Here is a 19,030-nt window from a genome sequence, read left to right as displayed (position 1 = left end):
ATGTCTTTAATGGCTATGTTCCGCCTCTCCTTTTTGCCTTTCGGCCATAAGATAATAGGCATTGTTCAGGGCAAATTCAGCCTTTTGATCGGGTGATTTCAAAAATTTGACCTCGACCCATTCATTGTCACGGATTCCCTTGATCACTTCCACAGGTTCAAAATACCAATCATTGCTTTCTTTTTTTGCCAGAAAGACAAACGATCTGCCGTTTTCCTCTGCAATGGCCCCTTCAGGAAATGCTTCTGTTTGGAAACTATCCGTCAAGATACGACCTTGAATATACATGCCGGGTATCAAATTCCCTGTTTTGTTCTCAATTTCGGCGTGGATGTGCAGGGCCTTTGGGCTTTCTTCAAAGGTTTTCCCTACCGAGTAGATCGTGGCCGAAAGTTCGGTGTCCGCTAGGCTCTGCACCTTGAAATTCACCTTTTGCCCCTTACTTACCCTATGGACATCCTTTTCGAAGACCATCATATCCGCATGGACGTGGTGGGTGTTCACCACCTCCATCAGTTCGGTCTGTGGACCGACATACTGGCCCGTTTTGATCTTCACCTTTTGCACCGACCCTTCGATAGGGCTACGCAGGGCGACCCGTTGCTGGATATTCCCGTCCCGCACACTGGCCACATTGATGTTCAATTGCTGCAATTGGGCCTCATATCCCTTCACCAGGCTTTTGGCGGCAAGGTACTCGGCCTCAATTTTCTGAAAGGCAGAACCACTTCCCACACCAGCTTCGTACAGTTTCCTTTGCCGTTCGTACTCTTTCTCCAGAAACTGGCCATTGGTATGGGCGTTGAGGTAATCCGTCTGTTTGGCGATAATGTCTGGATGGGAAAGATACATCAGCACCTGGCCCTTTTTTACCTCATCTCCTTCAATGACCTCGATGGATGCCACATTTGCCCCGATCACCGAGGTAATGGCGGCCTCATTTTGGGGAGGCACCTCCAGTTGTCCATTGGCCTCCACATATCCGCCCATATTTCGTTTTTGCAACGTGTCAATTTCCATTTGAAGGGCATCGAACTGTTGTTGGGTCATTAGGATTCCCTCACTTGGGGACATTTCGTTGGCAGTTTGTTCACTTGTTTCTATTCTCTTGTGATTTTCAACATTGTTCCCACAGCCTACGGCCATCAGCAACAACAGCACAAACCCTATTCTCTTTCGTATGGAATGCATAAATCTATTCATTGATAAAGTATTGTAGTTCAAATTTTGATCGGAGATAGTTATCCAGGGCATCCAAAGCCTTGATCTCCGTGTTGATGGCATCTTGCATGATCTGCGTAAATCCAGCGTAATCCAATGCCCCCTCCCGATAGGCCATAAGCGCTCCCCTTCGTTGATCCTTGGCAAGGGGAACGGCCTTGTTTTGATAGAAAGACCAGGTATCCCACCATTTTTCATGGTCCAATCGGGCTTGTCGGTATTCGCTTTCCATTTTCCGCAACACCAGGTCCGCTTCCCGCTCCACCATTTCACTTTGTATCCGGGTTGCCTTGACCTCGCCCCTGTTCCCTGAAAGCAACGGGATGGAAATTCCAGCTTGATAACTGTAAAAACCACGCTGTCCATTGATTTGTTGGAGTCCACCCTGAAGATTGAATTTGGGCAAAAGTTCGGCCCGCACCACCTTGTTCAAAGCATTGGTCTCATCAATGCGCTTTTTTACCAGATGGGTCATCGGATGGTCTTCCAAACTGTTCAAGGTCATTTCCTGTAAGTCCGTTTCGGGCTCAAAATCCTTCGGGACGACGTAAAATGTCTCGGAGAACAACCATAAATTCAACTTTTGGAGTGCCATGGCATATTCCTTTTCAGTCTGTTGGAGTTGGTTCTTGATCTGCAATGCTTGGTTCAACGCCGAGGTATGTTCCAATTGGGAGATGGCCTCCACCTGAAAGTTCAGTTCCATCGCCCTTGAAAAAGCATCGTAAATAGAGTCCAGTTCATGGTACAATCCATAGGATTGCCTTGCCCGGTAGGCGTTGGACCACGCTTTTTGGACCTCCCGTTTTACTTCCAATCTGCTCAATGTATAGGATGCCTCTGCAAGTGAAATGCGCTGCTGCGCCAATTCCACCTTTGGCCTGATCCCGAACAGATCCATATTCTGTTGTCCCACCCCTACAAGGGTATATATACCGATATCGCCATTGATTTCCTCACCCCCGGTGAACACTTGGGAGTTTCCAAAATTGTAGGCGGTACTTTTCAAGGCTTTCTGTCGTTCCATCTCCAATGCTGCCGTTTGCAATTGGGGATATTGCTCCATGGCCAATGTTATAGCCTCATCCAGACCAATTTCGGGATGTTGTTCTTGTTGGAGGTCCTGTCCATGTCCCATTCCCGTAACAGAAAAGAAAATCAGGAAGATGATCAATGCCTTCCAGTTCATTTTTGACAATGCCCTGCGTTCGGTCCGTTGTTCCATCCACTGATAGAAAATGGGCAGGATGAACAGGGTAAGCAGGGTGGACGTTACCAACCCTCCGATTACTACTGTGGCCAAAGGCCGTTGCACCTCTGCTCCCGCCGATACCGAGATGGCCATGGGCAAAAATCCCAAAATGTCCGTAAAGGCAGTGAGCATGATGGGCCTCACCCGTCGTTTGGTCCCTTGAACAACACGATCTTTGAGGTTTGTGACTCCATCTTCCTTAAGTTCGTTCAGGCCGCTCACCATGACCAGACCGTTCAGTACCGCCACACCAAAAAGCACGATGAACCCAACCCCGGCCGAAATACTGAAAGGCATACCACGCATCCACAAGGCGAACACGCCGCCAATGGTGGCCATGGGAATGGCCAAATAGATCATAAGGGTCTGGGGAAATGACTTCAGAGCAAAATAGATGAGGATAAAAATGAGTGCCAATGCAATGGGCACTACCGTTCGGAGACGATCTGTGGCCCGTTCCAAATTCTCAAAGGCCCCTCCATAGCGGATGTAATAACCCGCCGGGAGCTCAAACTCGGCATCCAACTTTTGTTGGATATCCCTGACCACAGATTTCACATCCCTATTGCGAATGTTGATGCCCACGTAGGTCCTTCGGTTGGTATCGTCCCTGCTGATCTGCATGGGGCCTGGCTCATAACTGATTTCCGCCACTTCTTTCAGGGGCACCTGCGTGCCATTGGGAAGATTGACAAACAGGTTTTGGATATCCTCTATACCTCTTCGGTTGTCTTGCTCTAGCCGGACGACCAGATCAAAACGTTTTTCCCCTTCAAATATGACCCCGGCCTGTCCTCCTGCAAATGCCGATTGCACCAAGTTATTCAATGTGTTGATTTTCAATCCATATTGGGCTATTTTGTCCCGATCGTAAGCCACTGTGATCTGGGGCAATCCGGCCGTGGCCTCTACTTTCATATCGGCAACCCCGGGAACATTGGCTATCAATTTGCCCATTTCTTCAGCTTTACTGGCCAATACATCCAGATCTTCTCCAAAGAGTTTGATGGCCACATCTTCACGGACTCCGGTCAAAAGTTCATTGAACCGCATTTCGATGGGTTGGGTAAACTCGAAGTTCACCCCTGGCACCATGCCCACTGCACTCTTCATTTTTTCCACCAATTCATCCTTGCTCGCTGCCGATGTCCATTCATCCGAAGGTTTTAGGATGACAAATACATCGGCAATGTCCATCGGCATGGGGTCCGTGGGCACATCGGCCACACCAATGCGACTGACCACGTTCTCGACTTCCGGAAATTCCGCTTTGACGATCCGTTCGATCTTGGTCGTGGTCGCAATGGTCTCCGAAAGGGAGCTGCCGGGTTTCAGAATAGCGTGAAAGGCGATATCACCTTCATCCAATTGGGGAATAAATTCACCCCCCAATCGTGTAAAGGCAAACAGGGCCGCCAAAAAGATAGTGCACGTTATGCCAATGATCACCCCTTTTTTGGTCAAGGCACGGGTCAAAAGTCTTTCATATCGATCCTCCACCCAATGCAAAATCCGGTCGCCGTAGCTTCGACTACGCTCAGCTACCGGTGGTTTTAAAATCAATGCCGACACCATGGGAACATAGGTCAGGCACAACACCATGGCCCCGAGCATCGCAAAAATGAAGGTCAATGCCATGGGGCGGAACATTTTGCCTTCAACACCCTCTAAGGCCAAGATGGGAATGAAGACGATCAAAATGATGAGTTGTCCGAAAAACGCAGCGTTCATCATTTTCTTGGAGGCATTCCCCGTTAGTTTGTCCCTTTCCTTTTGGGTCGATTTTCTTTTGGACAGCTTGGTGTACATCAGAAACACGGTGGCTTCCACAATGATCACGGCACCGTCGACAATGATCCCAAAATCGATGGCGCCCAGACTCATTAGGTTGGCCCATACGTCAAACAGGTTCATCAGGATAAAGGCAAAAAGTAAGGACAGGGGGATAGTGGAGGCAACGATGAGCCCTCCCCTCCAATTGCCCAGGAGCAAGACCAGGACAAAGATCACGATCAGCCCACCCTCCAAAAGATTGGTGGTCACTGTACCCGTGGTCTCGGCAATGAGCTCACTCCGATCTAAAAAGGGTCTGATCTCCAGACCTTCGGGCAAGGATCTCTGTACTTGTTGCATGCGATCCCTGACCTTGCTGATGACCTCATTGGAATTTGCCCCTTTGAGCATCAAGATCATGCCCCCAACTGCCTCTCCTTTTCCATCCTTGGTCAGGGCCCCGTAACGGACCGCGTGGCCCACCTGCACCTTGCCTACATCCTTGACCTTGATGGGAATGCCCCCCTCGTTCTTGATCACGATGTTCTCAATATCCGTGACTGTGCGTGCCAAGCCTTCGCCACGAATAAAATTGGCTTGATGGTTGCGTTCAATGTAGGCACCGCCCGTGTTTTGGTTATTGCCCTCCAATGCTTCAAAAACTTCCGAAATGGTCACGTCGATGGCACGGAGTGCATCTGGATCAACAGCTACTTCATATTGTTTTATGTTTCCGCCAAAGGCATTCACTTCGATGACCCCAGGAACCATGGCCATTTGCCGCCGGACGATCCAATCTTGCACAGATCGCAGGTCTGCGGTAGAATAGGTGTCTTCATATCCGGGCTGGACCTCAAGGGTGTATTGGTATATTTCCCCAAGACCTGTGGATATGGGACCCATTTTGGGTTTGCCAAATCCTTGTGGAATGCTTTCCTGGACCTCAACCAATTTTTCCCCCACCAACTGACGTGGTAGGTAGTTGCCCATATCATCATCAAAAACGATGGTGACCACTGAAAGTCCGAACCGTGATATGGATCGGATCTCTTTGACATTGGGCAAATTGCCCATTGCAATCTCGACCGGATAGGTCACAAATTGCTCTATATCCTCTGTTCCCAGATTGGGTGCTTGGGTGATGACCTGTACCTGATTGTTGGTAATATCGGGCACGGCGTCTATGGGAACCTTGGTCATGCTCCATAGGCCCGCCCCGATTAGGGCAAGGGTGAACAGACCCACAAAAAATTTATTGTTGATTGAAAAATCAATGATTCTATTGATCATTGGCAAATGATATTAATTCAGTTAAAGAAAGTCCATGGATGCAGAAAGGATGTTTGCATCCTGAATGTCAAATGTCTATGGGATACAATTATCCCATGAAAAACTGAATCAATACCGCGGGGGTTGGAAAAGTGAAAAGGCGACCTCTTTGCCCAGCCCATCAAAATGGACGAAATTTTCTCGTACAATGGAGTGGGTCATCGGTTCAAAAGTAGTAATGCCAAAATCCACAGTATGGACATGGCAACAGTGGCATTGGCAGAAAGGCGAACAAAGTTCGTATGCCCCATCATGCCCGCCTTCATGGTCAATCACCGAAACCTTTTGGGTATCATCACCCCCAACCATTTCCGAATCCCCGCAAGGAATAGCATTCAGGCCAAGAAAATAAAGGGATAATATGATTGCCAAAAGTTTCACGATTCAAAGATAAAGCATTCATTGTGCAACTGGATTGCAAACATCACTTTCACTTCATTTTGATTTCACTATCATGTTTTTTGCTTGAACGCTAGACCATTGTAATTTCAATGGGGATGTATAGTGGTACTCAATTTATCAATCAATCTTTATCGAAAGTTAAGCTCGCACTATTTTCTCGGACAAGGGACGGCATAAAACCGTTCCATGGGTCACTATTTATTCCGTTTCCTTGCCACTCCAAAATGTTGTCTTCCGCTTGGTTTTAGCTCAAATATTGTTTAACCAAAATCCAAAAATCATGGAAGCACAAACAAAACAAAGAGCGACACGAAAAAAAGGTAACAAACAAGGTGGAAGGGCATTGAAATCTACATCCCATGGAAATGCTGTATCGGTTCCACAGATGCAGATGTTGGGAATCGAATCGGTTTTCCCAGATTCCGGTCAACCCCGAAAAACCTTTGATGAGCAAAGTCTCCATCATTTGGCACAGAGCATTGCCGAACATGGGGTATTGCAGCCCATAACGGTCAGAAAATCTGAAGAGGGTTACACCATTGTCATAGGTGAAAGACGGTTTCGTGCGAGTAAATTGGCCGGATTGACGACTATCCCGGCCATGGTAAGGGACTATGTCGATACGGAAGTTCTGGAAGTACAGATCATCGAGAACCTCCAACGGAAGGATGTAGAACCCACAGAAGAGGCCGAGGCCATCCAGTTTTTGTTGGACCGTTACGAACCCACAGAGATCGCCAAACGTTTGGGGCGATCCGAAAACTATGTCCGACAGCGCATCAAACTGGCGGGCTTGATCGAGGGATTCAAGGCCTTTGTCCGTACTGGGGAAATGACCATTTCCCTTGGGGTGGCGGTGGCCCTTTTTGAACCAGGGGAGCAGCAGATGCTATTGGAAAGCCTTGAAGGGGAATATCAAGAACATCGGGTCAGACGAATGGTTGGGAGTAGGACCTATGACTTGACCAGGGCACCATTTGACGTAGCGGATAAAACCTTGTTACCCAAGGCAGGGGCATGTACTTTATGTCCATTCAACGCTGCCAACCAGGGCAATCTATTCGGGGAGGGTAAAATGGTCTGTACCCGGACATCCTGTTTTGAAAACAAAAAGACCAAGACCTTTATGCAACTCTTGAAAAGGGTGAAAAAGGAGGGATTGAAACTGGTACCCAACATTAGCAAATACTGGGTGGAGGAGGAACGCAACCAATGGGTCATGGCCCAGATGGAAAAAGTAGGTCTTGAGGTGCATTTGACCAATGAACTTGACATTTTAAAGCAGCCAATTGAGCCTACCTTGGAAAGTATTAAAGAGGAGTACCGGCACTATGAATACACAGAGGAAGAATTAGCTGAATTCCTGAATGAGGCTTTAGAATCCTTTACTGAGGAAAAGGAGGCATGGGACAATGCCTTGGACCATGGTTTTGAAAAGGGTATTCTTCTGGAAACGGATACCTATTTGACCCAGGCCATTTTTGTTAAGGTGAGGGAGGAAACAGATGGTGGAAGCTCAGGTGCCAAGTCCTTGGAGAAAAGAAAGATGGCCGAGTGCACCCCGGAGGAACAGATCATCAAGATCAATGCAAGGGAACTTCGGAAAAAACAGATTGAGAACAATAATCAGTTCAAGGAAGTAGCGGACATGATCAGGGAAACGGATTATATCGATCGGAAGAAACCTTTGACCACGGATGAAATGGTGGCCATTTCCATTTCATTGTTCGAGAATAACATCGGGTTTTATAGCCAGAGGGAACATTTTAAAGACTTCTTTGAGGATGATTCAAGGTTATCCCACGGAGAACTGGTGGCCCGGTTCAAAGAAAACTTCAAGAAGGAGACTTTCCATAGACTGCTAAGGTTCCTATTGACCCGTCAGGTGCATCTTGGTGAAAGTAATCACACCAATGACCTGACCAACCGATCCTTTTATGTCGCAATGCAATCCTTCTACAAGGACAAGATCTCGGTCATTGAAGAAACCTATGCCGAAAGTCGTCAAAAGCGTGAAGCCCGGATCAAGGAAAGGATTACGGCGCTTGAGAAGCAGGCCAAGGTAATCAAAGATTAATTTGGATATATGCAGGGAGGGGTCTGGAAACAGGCTCCTCTTTTTTATGGTCATCCATAGGAAGTGGACACTTCTTCGTAGTCCACTTTTTGGACAAGGACCGAATATGTTGGATGGAATACTATATGTTGGGAAGGCCAAATAGTCTAACTAAGGTTCGGTCCGGTAATCATGTTGATTTTGAAGAGCACCTTACAAATAATACCATTTATACGATGCGGCTTATTCTATCTTCAATTAATTCCTGGAGCCCTTTTTTTTTATCATCCGTTAGAAAACTTTCCATAATCAAAGTGGGCCATTTTTTTGTCCCGTCCATGACCCGTGCCCACAAATTTTCGATGGCCTTTTTGGGTATATGTGCCTTTTCCATTGCCAAATCAAAATCTTCTTTTGTGATTTTATTTTTTTTACCGTTCAAGGTCAAGGCCAGTTCCTCGGGATCATCAGGTAATATCAATTGGGCCGAAATCATGTCATAGGCAGGGGCTAGGGCGTAGGAAGTTCCATGGGTCGATAAAAGGGAAAAGTTTTTGAGGTGCATATCATTGTTTCCAATCAAGAAGGAGACAAGGACCTGTTCATAGAACCGGACAACATCGAATATTGGGTTTTGTGCATAACCTATTACGGCTTTGGCGACCTGTTCATAGGAACCCCTATATTTGTGTTCCGTAAGACGTTGGGTGAACTGGCAGGCATCCTCCATGCCAAATTTGTTGCCCTTGGCATCCCGGTCTATTCTTCGGGTCAGATAGGCCAAATGTCCATCCTTCAAAGGAATCAAGAGAAAGGGTACGGTATCAATACCACAGGCCTTTGCCATCAACATCGAAAGGGCCTCCGTTTCGGGCATTTGGGGGTATTCGGAAAAAGGCGGTTTTAAGATGTACCTTCCGTTCAAGGCCCCCACAATGGTGAGCCTGGATTCGTTATCATTGGTGAAACCCAAGGAAAGTTTGGGTTGTACACCGGTGACAATGACGCGTTGTGCCACATTCTCCTTGGCAAGTTCCTCGATATCCGATAGCCCATACTCCAATATAAGTACAGGCGTATCATTCTGCCAAAAAGCCTTTAGACAGTCTGGATGATATAGATCCTCTTCTGGGGAAAGCGGTTTTTGACAGGCTAGACAGTTGCTCATTTTTCCAATACACTTATGTTGCCGATACAATCCTTACAGGTAGCCAATAGAAGCCCCATCCTATCACGGGGATTCAGTTTCCAGTTTTTATGGGCAATGTCCAATAACCATCCTTCGGGAATCAGACCATCGAAAAAGGGGAACAAAAAATCTGAATGATAGGTTTGATCCGTTAACGGTAGTGTCAGGGACACGGCAACGGGATTTTCCGATCTTAGGTAGTCCATGGAATAGGCGAAGTGATAGCCATCCTCATTTTCCATTAGAATTCCTGCCAATTTATTGTTCACCCAAATTTCTCCTTGTCGCATCACTTATGGGATTAGGGGTCAATTCATGTCCAAAGAATAAAAGTACCTGATTGATCTTATCCGTCATCAAGTTGGGTTTTCCCTGTTCCAATTCACGGACAAAACGAAGCCCCACCCCTGTAGTATCCGAAAGTTCGAATTGGGTCAGGTTAAGGTCCTTCCTTCTTTTGCGAATGAACTGTGCTATGGGATTATTTCTATTCCATGTTTTCATTACTATACCTTTTCGGGTGCAAAATACACATAATAATTGAAATTATACCTATTAGGGTATAAATAATACTTTTTAAGTAATTATTATACCTTTTCGGGTGTATCGGATAGTATGGAGAAAAGTGCGTTACTTGACCAGACCCAAGCCAATTTTGTCTTTGACCTTATGGGTCAATATAACGGTCGATAAGGGATTGTCTTATGGGAACATTTGATCTGGATATAGTGATTTCATATGGGATTGATAGGGTCTGGCATGTACCCATAGCTAGGTTATCCTATGTTTCCGCCAAATCTTGGGTAATATCATGGGTTGTTTTGATCAGGGATGTACACCACCCGAAACCCAACTTTGTCGATCAAGGAAGTGTTCCACCTATCGTAATTCGATATGGCGAACATCTTACCGCCTCCCCCACGTGCCACTCTGTGCTTGCCTTCCCCGGGGCCCATCGGGTTCTCTTTTGGGGATTCGCTGTAATACTTCCTGTCCCAGTAATCATAACAGATCTCAAAACAGTTTCCGGTCATGTCATAGATACCCAGTTCATTTGCTTTTTTAAGGCCCACAGGTCTATAAATATTGGCCGTTTTTTCGGTGACCTCCCTGATGTCATCGCTCCCACTGTATTTATATCCCTGGGATTTAATGCCCCCCCGTGCACTATATTCCCACTCGGCTTCTGTGGGTAGGCGCCATGTCCCCCCGTATTGCTTTTCCAACCACTTGCAATAGGCCATGGCCTGGTCCCAAGCGTCATTATAACTGGTGAGCATGTAAAATGCCCCATCTTTCTTGCTCGGTTGGTATTTCGAGATGCTATTCCCTCGCCCGGTGGATCTCAGGTAGGCATTCCACTGCGCATAGGTCACTTCGTATTTGCCGATATAGAAATCACTGAGGGTCACTTCATGGGCATCACCATTCTTGCCCATGGTAAAGGTGCTTCCCTCCACAAAGACCAAGTTGTTCTGTGCAATCGCCTTGTTCAATGAGGCTTCCCTGAGTTCTTTGGTATGTAGCAACCCCAATTCCTTAAATTCTTTTGTGCTTGAAACCGTGGGCAATTGATTTGAGATATCATACACATCCCGGTATTTTTCCTCCAATCCTGCAATGTCATAATTGGCGAGATAGGTGTTGCAGTTGCTGCGAAGCGTTTCGAGGGCCTCATAGCTTTCAAAGGGATCTTTCTCAAAAAGTTGGTGCTGTGCCAAGATTTTCAGATGGAGGATGTTGGGAGCGGTCTTGCCCAAAAGCTTTTCCGCTTCATTCAGGTTGTCGATGCACTCTTGGTAGTTTTGGGCCACAAAGGCCTTTTCGGCATCCTCGTACTTGAACCGGGCAATGGTCTCTTGGGCATTAGTGTTGCTTGCCAAGCATAAGAGTAAAATGACTAGGGCGTTTTTCATACTATTGGGTCGACTATTGATTTTTTATGGGGTTGCCCCAAAAATCCACTTTGGGTTTTTCTTGGGTGCCCGGACCATTTTCGGGATGGGCATTGAATCCAGCATAATTCACAACCTTGGCCTGCATGTTGGTCTTGGCGAGGTAATCCGCAAAGGATCGATGGACCCCTTCAGCCTCCGATCGGCTATAAAAGGGACCGCAGACAACTTCCTCCAAAGGGGTCAGTTTGTTGACACCTTCCGAAATTTTCGTCTGTAAGGGCCAGGTGTTGTCGGGATATTTTCCAATGGCAAATGGGTTGCTCACAAAAACCGCTGGGTTTTCAGAGGTCAGTTCCGTTTCCTTGTACGAATACACAAAGTAGTAGAGATTGTTTCCACTGGATTTGGTGGAGGACAGGGGCAGTTCCCCCTCAGGAAAGGCCTGGAACACTTTGAGACGGGTGTTCTTGAGTGCCTCTTTGGCGGCCTTTATACGGGCCTCCTCGGCTTTTCGTTGGCGTTCCCGCTCGGCCCTTGCTTCTTCCGCTGCCTTCCTTTTGGCCGCATTTTTACCCATTTTCATAATGATTCCCACACCCATACCTGCCAAACTTGTGGTCGCGTCCGCTGCATTGGTCGCCGTACTGGCCAAAGCGGCACTGCTCTTTAAAAGGGCATCCCCCGAGCCGTAATCGAGTTGGCTTTTCGCTTCCTCAAAATCGGACTCGATGTTCAATGAGTTTTGGTAAATCTCGTTACCCTGCTGGTAGATAGCGTTGTTGTCCGCATCGACCTGCTGCTTTTTTTCGGCTTCCTGTAGTTCGAACTGTTCCTTGGCATAGGTTTCATTTTGTCGTCGTTCCATCTGTTGTCGGTACTGCGCGTTGTTCTCCATTTCCATGCCCGCATAGTCCACTGTCTTGGCCGATCCGTCCTCTGTTTTGGAAACGATGGGGTTGCCCCAAAAATCCAGTTCCGTTCCCATTTCATTTCTTGGGATGGTAGGATCAAGATTTTCAGGAGCTTCCTGGGTTCTGGTGGGTTGGCTATTTTCTGTGCCATTTTTTTCAGCTTCGGATTTGGTTTGGGATTCCGCTTCCGATTTTCCCTCTGCTGTGGACTTTTCTGCCTCGTCCTGTTTTTTGGCCTTCAATTCGTCTATTTTGGCCTTGATGGAAGGGTCTTGGCTGATGGCATAATGTTCTTCGTATTTCTGTATGGCTTCGTTCATACGGCCGAAATGCTGAGCATTTTCTGCTTCGGTCAAGAGTTTGTTGAGTGTATTGTCCTTTTCGACCCTGGCCCATTCCTTTTCAATGTATTCCCTTATCCTATTCAACACAAAGGCAGCTTCATCGGAGAGTATGGAGGTGTTGAAAGTGCCCCTGCTTTTGATACTTACTTTACCATCGAGCCCCGAGAACAGTTCCGAAACCGAAGGGTATCGGTTGTTTTGTTTGAAAAAGTCGTTCACGTAGTCGTTGAAGGCATCACCGTCATCCTGGGCATTGAATCTCATACCACCGGAACTGTGTTTTCGTTCCCCCCAATGGCCAGAAAAGTCAATTTCCGCATGGGCCCTTGCATTGATCTTCCCAAATTCAATATCCACCTGAATATTGGCAATGCTATACCCTGTTGGAACGATGTTGGCCTCTGACAGGGCCACCTTTTTATGACCGCCACTCGGCAATACCATGGTGAAGCTTGTGAAATCCCCTGCCATTTCCAGGTTGATGGAAGAAGTTGCACCCGCGACGCTTGTATTGGATGTCCAATACCAATCCGCAAGGCCAAAGCTGACTTCCAGACTGTGCAGATGTTGTACTTTACCCGTTATCCCACGGGAACTGAAGTTGTATAGATCCATGCCAATGAGCGGACCCCCAAGTACATTGGCAGGGTAGGTTTCTTGTCCCTGCCCCATAAAAAAGACAGACAATAGGAAAACAACCGATAAAAATGCTTTTTTCATCATGACGGGGAATCCATGGTGTTGTTTGTTGATGTGGCAACCTTATACATCTTTCCATAGGGGCAAAAAGAATCGGAACTTAAAATGAAGAAGATAACTGGTTCCATGTCCAGGTTGTTGTAAGATTTTAGGTTCATGAACAAAAATAGCCCTGTACAGCTGTTTACCGCAATACCCAATTTTGGGTATTTTGGAATTGTACCTCAACCTATAACGTTAAAAGGCAGGCAATTTATATCTAAATGTACCATTAGCTGATACATTTGGCGATCATGACGGCTACCAAGCTGTTAAATTATTTGGATCCTGTTATCAATTTTCCCATTGATTTTTCTGAATCGTTAATTTTGATTCAAGCTTTTTTGCCCATTTCATTTATGTATAGTGTAGATACCCCAAAAATTAGGGCAGTAAGTTTAATCATTAAATTTACTGAATATGACACGAAGAAAATTCACCCCGAAGTTCAAGACCAAGGTTGTTCTGGAAGCCTTGAAAGAGCGGCATAGCCTTGCCGAACTTGCCCAGAAGTAAGAGATACACCCGACCCAGATCAGCGCATGGAAGCGCGATTTCCTAGATGGGGCCGAGCAGGTGTTCGAATCGGGCAAGAAGGATGCCCGCATCGAGACCGAAAGGGAGAAGGACAAACCTCTAAAGGCCATAGGCCAGTTGAAGGTCGAGAACGATTTTTTAAAGGACGCCTTGCGCTGAGACCGCTCTCCAAACGCAGAAAAATGATACGCAGGGGTCATTCCAAGATGAGCATTGTAAAACAATGCGAAACATTGTCGGTCCATCGCTCGGGACTCTATTACAGGCCAAGGGGCGAGAGCGAGCTCAACCTGAAGCTCATGCGCGAGATGGACGAGCATTATCTCCACCATCCCTTCAAAGGGGCCAAGCGGATGCACATCTGGCTGACCAGGGACAGAGCGTACAAGGTGAGCAGGAACCGTATCGAACGGCTCTACTACAAGGTCATGGGCCTCAGGGCCGTCCTTCCGGGAAAACATACCTCCCGAAGGTGCAAGGAACACAGAACGTATCCGTACCTGCTCAGGAACCTGACCATCGAGCGTCCCAACCAGGTCTGGGCCACCGACATCACCTATATCCCCATGCAACAGGGATATCTCTACCTGGTGGCCATCATCGACCTGCACAGCCGCTATGTCCTGAACTGGAGCGTGTCCAATTCCATGGATGCCCAATGGTGCAGGGAAACGTTGGAAGAGGCCATAGGCGGGCACGGGACACCTGAGATCCTCAATACGGACCAGGGAAGCCAGTTCACCGCCGAGGAGTTCGCCAATTATGTTTTGGGTCAGGGAATACGCCTGAGCATGGACGGCAAGGGAAGGGCCACGGACAATGCCTTTATCGAAAGGCTATGGAGAAACGTGAAATACGAAAAGATCTATCTGAACCCGCCAAGGGACGGTATGGACCTTTATCTGTTATTGGCAGAGTACTTTGATTATTACAACCATGAAAGAAGACACCAGTCCATTGACTATGAAAGACCCATTGATCTGTTTAAGAGAGCAGCTTGATAATTATATTAGTTTTGTAGAAAACCTGTCCTAAACATCGGGGTATCTACAGAGAGAGCCTCAATATTGTTTAAATTATCGTTCTCTATTATGAATAATGAGCCAACCTTAGTACCAATATTATTCAGCCCTTCCAAGTCCTCAAGGTTCTCGTTTCTCGATATGATTAGACTTTGTATATCAGCAAAAACAATCTGAAGCTCAGTCAATGAGGTAAGGGAGGCACAATCTGATACTTGAAACCACAAAAATCCGGAATAACTTAGATTCTCCAAGCCATGTAGATTTTTAAGTGCACTGTTATGTAAAATATTAACCCCAGTTTCAACATTTCTTATATGAACCAGTTTCTCTACATTTTCAATTTCATCTGTGGGAATAGTATCCTCTGGTCCAATTCCAAGCCATCCTGTAATATCAGTGTATCCTTCATTGCCAAAATTATCCACCTCTTCTTGGGTGGATAAGAGAACATTACCCTCAAAAACTTTTTTAATCGACAATATGCTTGCATTCAAAGTTGTTGAGTTGAAAGAAACCAATATGTCTCCTGAAGATGCTTGCAATGGGAATTCAAGAACAAAACTACTGGTAGTAATACTTTTAACGTTTGCCTCAACGGCATTAATGCTAATCGAATAATCAAAGGTTGTATTGATATTAGTACCATATATTTCAATTTCCTCTCCGGGCTCAATATAATCTTTGGATATACCAGTGAACTCCAAACTAATTAATAGTTCTCCAATCACTTTGGAAGTCCCGTTGAAAGTGATACTAATATTACCAGAAATAGCATTCTCAGGTACCTCAAACTTTATTTCATTTGATAATATTTCTGTGATGGTCAACTCAGTGTCATCAAGTTTAATAATGTAATTTTCGCTTGCGTCTAAGTTTGTGCCTTCAATTGAGATGGTTTCTCCAAAATTGGCTGAATTTTTAGATAAAGAAGTGAATTCAGGAGATGAATCGGGAATTTCAGTATTAGGATCTTCTGTACCGCTACTCGAGTCACTTGAACAATTTACACATAGAAAAAGTACGATGGTATATAAAACTAAATTCTTTGTGCCAAGCATAAAATCAATGTGCCAAGCATAAAATCAATAAATATTTTGGCTTTAATATAGGATATTTTTAACACGGGTTGTATTGCAAAGTACAAATTTTGGTTAAAAGGAATAAATACTCGACTTTTGAAAAACAACACTTTGGAAGGCTTTTGAATTGTCCCCTAACCAATAGAAAGCAAACTCTTAATTTATTGTCAAATGTCCCAATCCACTATCGACATATATCCGTTTCGGGATACTTTAAAAAATAATATTGTCAGTGTTCCATGCTTAAAAACAGGTTTTCACAAAGGACTACTTCCAAACAAAAATTAACGTTTGATGTACTCATAAGTTACAATGCTACCCACATTTGAAGTACGTTTGGTGGGATAGCCATCATCATTATATTCATACATGAAGTTGCTGATATTGGAGCTTCCGCCCGTTGGGGTGACGGCTACAGTGCCATAGTTGTTTTTATTTCTGGCAAAACTTTCATCTGGCAATGATGCTGAAGCCGTTTTTTTATCATCAAAATTAGAACTTACCGAGGTAACAATAAGGAGGCCGGATGCGTCATAGGATAATTGGCTTGTAATATTTCCATTCGGGTCTAAATAGTACTCTGTATTGAGATACGGTGTTCCACTTAAAGTTGTCCGATAAACGCTTACTTTTCCTGTGGTGCTGTAATCAGCCTCCGATTTTGATTCTAAAGTGGCAACACCTGCGGTCACCATATAGGTTTCTATTTGGGTGAGTTGCCCATTGTTATTATGCAAATAGACAATCTTGGTATAAGTGCCAGATGTTGTAGTATAGTTCGCTTCCACCATTTGTCCCGAACTGTTGTATCTGTAAGTTACCGAATAGTTGTTTTCCCCAACTGGATTTTCGGAGCTGTAACCTGTAGCTCGGTTATTGCTATCATACGTATAACTTAAGGTTTCTGAATCTGTTATCCTTTTGGAAAGTAAGGTCTGCAACGGCTGATTGCCACCATCATCATCCTTACTGCACGAAACAAGTAATATGGCGGAGAGTGTTGTAAAGAATAGGGATTTTATGGTTTTCATAGGGTTAGGGTTATGAGGTTACAATTTGATGAATTCCACCCGACGGTTTTTGGCTTTGCCATCTGCAGAAGTGTTTTGGGCAATAGGTTGTGATTCGCCTTTGCCTTCTGTTTGGATCCTGGAGCCGGTCACTGCATAGTTTTCGGTAATATAGGTTTTGACTGCTGCAGCGCGTTTTTTGGAAAGCTCCATATTAGCTGCGTCTGAACCATCGCTATCTGTATGTCCGACAATCTTGATTTTTAAGGTTTGGTTTTGCATCAAGGCATCACCAAATTGCTTGATGATGGCGAACGATTCCTGCTTCAAAACATCGCTGTTCACATCAAACAAAATATCCGATGTTGATGTTTTTCCGTTGTCCATCAATTCCTTGATCAACAGACTACGCGCATCCACATCTGCGGAAGCAATACGCACATTGCTGATGAACATTGGGATTTCCGAAGCGGGAATCAGGTAGTTGTTGTTCAAAAAGAAATTGTTGAGCATATCCGAAGTCAAAGCTCTAGGCAAATCGATGACTTTGCTATCGTCCAGATACAAGCGGATTCGGGTTTTATTGATGGCGATGGCCACGTGCAGAACCTTATTGGCATATTGGGTGAGCGGAAAGTCACTTTTATTGCCGATCACGTCGTTTTTCAAGCCATATTCCAGAGTTTGTCCATCCTTTTCGGCATAGCGATGCAGGTTGATGAAGAAACGGTTTCTGTAAAACATATCTTCCTTGAGAATATCGCGAACAGGTGTCAGCCCAAATTGAATGAACGGTGTGGATCGTTGACCATCGGCTTGCAAAAACAGATCAAACTCTATGGTCGAGTTTTCCGGGAGGGCTTTGTCCAAAACGGGATTGATAACGGAGTTGTGCATCACGCTCAACCATTTGCCTTCCAATCCATCAATGGTGACGACCTCACCACTTCCATTGGTATTCCATTGTGCCGGAAAATCACCAAGTGCATCCTGTGTAAAATCATCAGCGAAGATTACGGTTCCGCCAGGGACAAAATCACTATTGGAATTTACCGTTTTAACGGTTCCCTTTACTGTTGCTGCTTCCTTGGTTTTTTTTGGACTCTCTTTTTTATTTTTCTTCTTATCCGTTTTATTGGGGTTTAGGACGCTGTCCATGGCCTTGTTGGTTTCCTTTTCGGTTTTTTCCTCCACCTTTCGCTCTACGGTGCGTTCCACGCCACGCTGGGCGGCATCGCCTACTTTTTTAAGGAATTGTGCGTTGGCCTGTGCTCCGAAAAAGAAGAACAGCATAGCTGTGATACGTATTGATTTCATACTATGAGGTTTAGTGGTATTATGGTTCACGTTGTTCGTATTCGATACTATAGGCATAGGATGCAAATGGTGTGGCTGCATTTACCTGGACAATCTTGCCTTGTCCATCTTGTGAATTGGTAATGGTCCATTCGGTAGTTTCCGTTTCGTTGGTGAATAAAATGCCCTGCAATGCAAACGGGTGGAAAAAGAAGTAATCAATACCTTGGTTTCCGCCAAAGAAAATGCCCAAGGCCACGTGGTATTCAAGGTCTTTGAAAACACCATCCATCGTGGTATACGCAATAGTGGTCTCGGTGCTTTCGGTCATATAGGATAGGGGCATGGTTTCTCCTTCGTCAACTGTAAGGACCGATGTGCCCTCCAAGGTCAGACTGTAGGTATTTGCATTTTCGTCATACGTTACGGGAACCGTGACGTTTACAACTCCGTTGTCCAGAACAAGATTGTTCAACCTGTTTTCTGTGGAATAGGCAAACGTATAGCCAAAATCCCCATCCGCAATACGGATCAGGTTGCCATTGGAGTAGCTCAACTCATAATCGCGATATACTTCACCTTCAGGAAGCACAATGGAGATATTGCTTATCTGGTTTTCGTTGTTGTACGTAAAATTGAAACTTCTGTTCGCCCCAGGATCAGTCGTACTGGTTTTGGTAATGGTTATCGGAAAATCAGCGTACTGTATCTCGGGCGTGCCATTGTCGTCATCACCACTACAACCATAGGTTAGTGCAAGCAAAGTGAAGCAAAGTGTTTTGATTGTTTTCATGAGGTTATTTTTTAAAGGTTGTTTTCTTGATCAATTTGTTATTGTGCATGATGTGCAATTCGTAGTTGCCCCGTTCCAAATAATGGATGTTGATATAGACCTTGGTGGAAGGAAGCCGTTCCAGTTTGCCCGAATAATTGTACTTCTGTTTGTTAGGCATGGCATCACAACGTCCAT

The 19,030-nt window shown here is 45.5% G+C and carries 15 protein-coding genes; 2 read left to right on the top strand and 13 right to left on the bottom strand.

The features are described from left to right. Positions 1-6: 6 nt before the first annotated feature. The 3 genes from DB398_RS11030 to DB398_RS18670 all read right to left on the bottom strand — a co-directional run bounded on the left by DB398_RS11030 (position 7) and on the right by DB398_RS18670 (position 5,956). Positions 7-1,203 (bottom strand): efflux RND transporter periplasmic adaptor subunit, encoded by a 1,197-nt coding sequence (locus DB398_RS11030; protein ID WP_108424455.1) that lies wholly within the window; start codon positions 1,201-1,203, stop codon positions 7-9. After that, complete coding sequence (locus DB398_RS11025) at positions 1,196-5,536, bottom strand: CusA/CzcA family heavy metal efflux RND transporter (RefSeq protein ID WP_108424454.1); 4,341 nt, start codon at positions 5,534-5,536, stop codon at positions 1,196-1,198. Before DB398_RS11025 ends, DB398_RS11030 begins: the two co-directional genes overlap by 8 nt. A gap of 108 nt (positions 5,537-5,644) precedes the next feature. Continuing rightward, positions 5,645-5,956, bottom strand: a complete 312-nt coding sequence (locus DB398_RS18670; protein ID WP_108424453.1) for a DUF6660 family protein — start codon at positions 5,954-5,956, stop codon at positions 5,645-5,647. A 301-nt stretch (positions 5,957-6,257) separates the two neighbouring features. On the opposite strand from DB398_RS18670, the gene DB398_RS11015 reads away from it, so the two are divergent. Further along, positions 6,258-8,054, top strand: a complete 1,797-nt coding sequence (locus DB398_RS11015; RefSeq protein WP_108424452.1) for a ParB/RepB/Spo0J family partition protein — start codon at positions 6,258-6,260, stop codon at positions 8,052-8,054. A 208-nt stretch (positions 8,055-8,262) separates the two neighbouring features. Here the strand turns inward: DB398_RS11015 and DB398_RS11010 are convergent, their stop codons facing one another. The 5 genes from DB398_RS11010 to DB398_RS10990 form a co-directional block, all read right to left on the bottom strand. Next, positions 8,263-9,201 (bottom strand): HipA domain-containing protein, encoded by a 939-nt coding sequence (locus tag DB398_RS11010; protein ID WP_108424451.1) that lies wholly within the window; start codon positions 9,199-9,201, stop codon positions 8,263-8,265. After that, positions 9,198-9,512, bottom strand: coding sequence for a HipA N-terminal domain-containing protein (locus DB398_RS11005; RefSeq protein ID WP_108424450.1), 315 nt, complete (start codon positions 9,510-9,512; stop codon positions 9,198-9,200). Before DB398_RS11005 ends, DB398_RS11010 begins: the two co-directional genes overlap by 4 nt. Continuing rightward, the gene (locus DB398_RS11000; protein ID WP_108424449.1) at positions 9,481-9,726 is read right to left on the bottom strand and encodes a helix-turn-helix transcriptional regulator; all 246 of its coding nucleotides are present in this window, start codon (positions 9,724-9,726) and stop codon (positions 9,481-9,483) included. The genes DB398_RS11005 and DB398_RS11000 overlap by 32 nt, the downstream gene beginning before the upstream one ends. Positions 9,727-10,031: 305 nt before the next feature. After that, positions 10,032-11,138 carry a formylglycine-generating enzyme family protein gene (locus DB398_RS10995; RefSeq protein ID WP_108424448.1) on the bottom strand — a complete coding sequence of 369 codons (1,107 nt, stop codon included), beginning with the start codon at positions 11,136-11,138 and terminating at the stop codon, positions 10,032-10,034. A gap of 13 nt (positions 11,139-11,151) precedes the next feature. Then, positions 11,152-13,098 (bottom strand): hypothetical protein, encoded by a 1,947-nt coding sequence (locus DB398_RS10990; RefSeq protein ID WP_159076403.1) that lies wholly within the window; start codon positions 13,096-13,098, stop codon positions 11,152-11,154. A gap of 734 nt (positions 13,099-13,832) precedes the next feature. On the opposite strand from DB398_RS10990, the gene DB398_RS10980 reads away from it, so the two are divergent. After that, the gene (locus DB398_RS10980; protein WP_108424445.1) at positions 13,833-14,651 is read left to right on the top strand and encodes an IS3 family transposase; all 819 of its coding nucleotides are present in this window, start codon (positions 13,833-13,835) and stop codon (positions 14,649-14,651) included. An 8-nt stretch (positions 14,652-14,659) separates the two neighbouring features. On the opposite strand, the gene DB398_RS10975 is transcribed toward DB398_RS10980, so the two are convergent. The 5 genes from DB398_RS10975 to DB398_RS18455 all read right to left on the bottom strand — a co-directional run bounded on the left by DB398_RS10975 (position 14,660) and on the right by DB398_RS18455 (position 19,013). Continuing rightward, positions 14,660-15,733, bottom strand: coding sequence for an IPT/TIG domain-containing protein (locus DB398_RS10975; RefSeq protein WP_108424444.1), 1,074 nt, complete (start codon positions 15,731-15,733; stop codon positions 14,660-14,662). 305 nt (positions 15,734-16,038) lie between these two features. After that, positions 16,039-16,785 (bottom strand): hypothetical protein, encoded by a 747-nt coding sequence (locus DB398_RS10970; protein WP_108424443.1) that lies wholly within the window; start codon positions 16,783-16,785, stop codon positions 16,039-16,041. A gap of 18 nt (positions 16,786-16,803) precedes the next feature. Beyond that, complete coding sequence (locus tag DB398_RS10965; RefSeq protein WP_159076402.1) at positions 16,804-18,081, bottom strand: OmpA family protein; 1,278 nt, start codon at positions 18,079-18,081, stop codon at positions 16,804-16,806. Between the two features lie 19 nt (positions 18,082-18,100). After that, the gene (locus tag DB398_RS18330; RefSeq protein ID WP_159076401.1) at positions 18,101-18,853 is read right to left on the bottom strand and encodes a hypothetical protein; all 753 of its coding nucleotides are present in this window, start codon (positions 18,851-18,853) and stop codon (positions 18,101-18,103) included. 4 nt (positions 18,854-18,857) lie between these two features. Continuing rightward, the gene (locus DB398_RS18455) at positions 18,858-19,013 is read right to left on the bottom strand and encodes a hypothetical protein (protein WP_199913385.1); all 156 of its coding nucleotides are present in this window, start codon (positions 19,011-19,013) and stop codon (positions 18,858-18,860) included. Positions 19,014-19,030: the final 17 nt, after the last annotated feature.

Source organism: Flagellimonas amoyensis (genome assembly GCF_003058265.1).
Lineage (GTDB): Bacteria > Bacteroidota > Bacteroidia > Flavobacteriales > Flavobacteriaceae > Flagellimonas > Flagellimonas amoyensis.
This window is presented reverse-complemented; position numbering and strand designations above follow the sequence as displayed.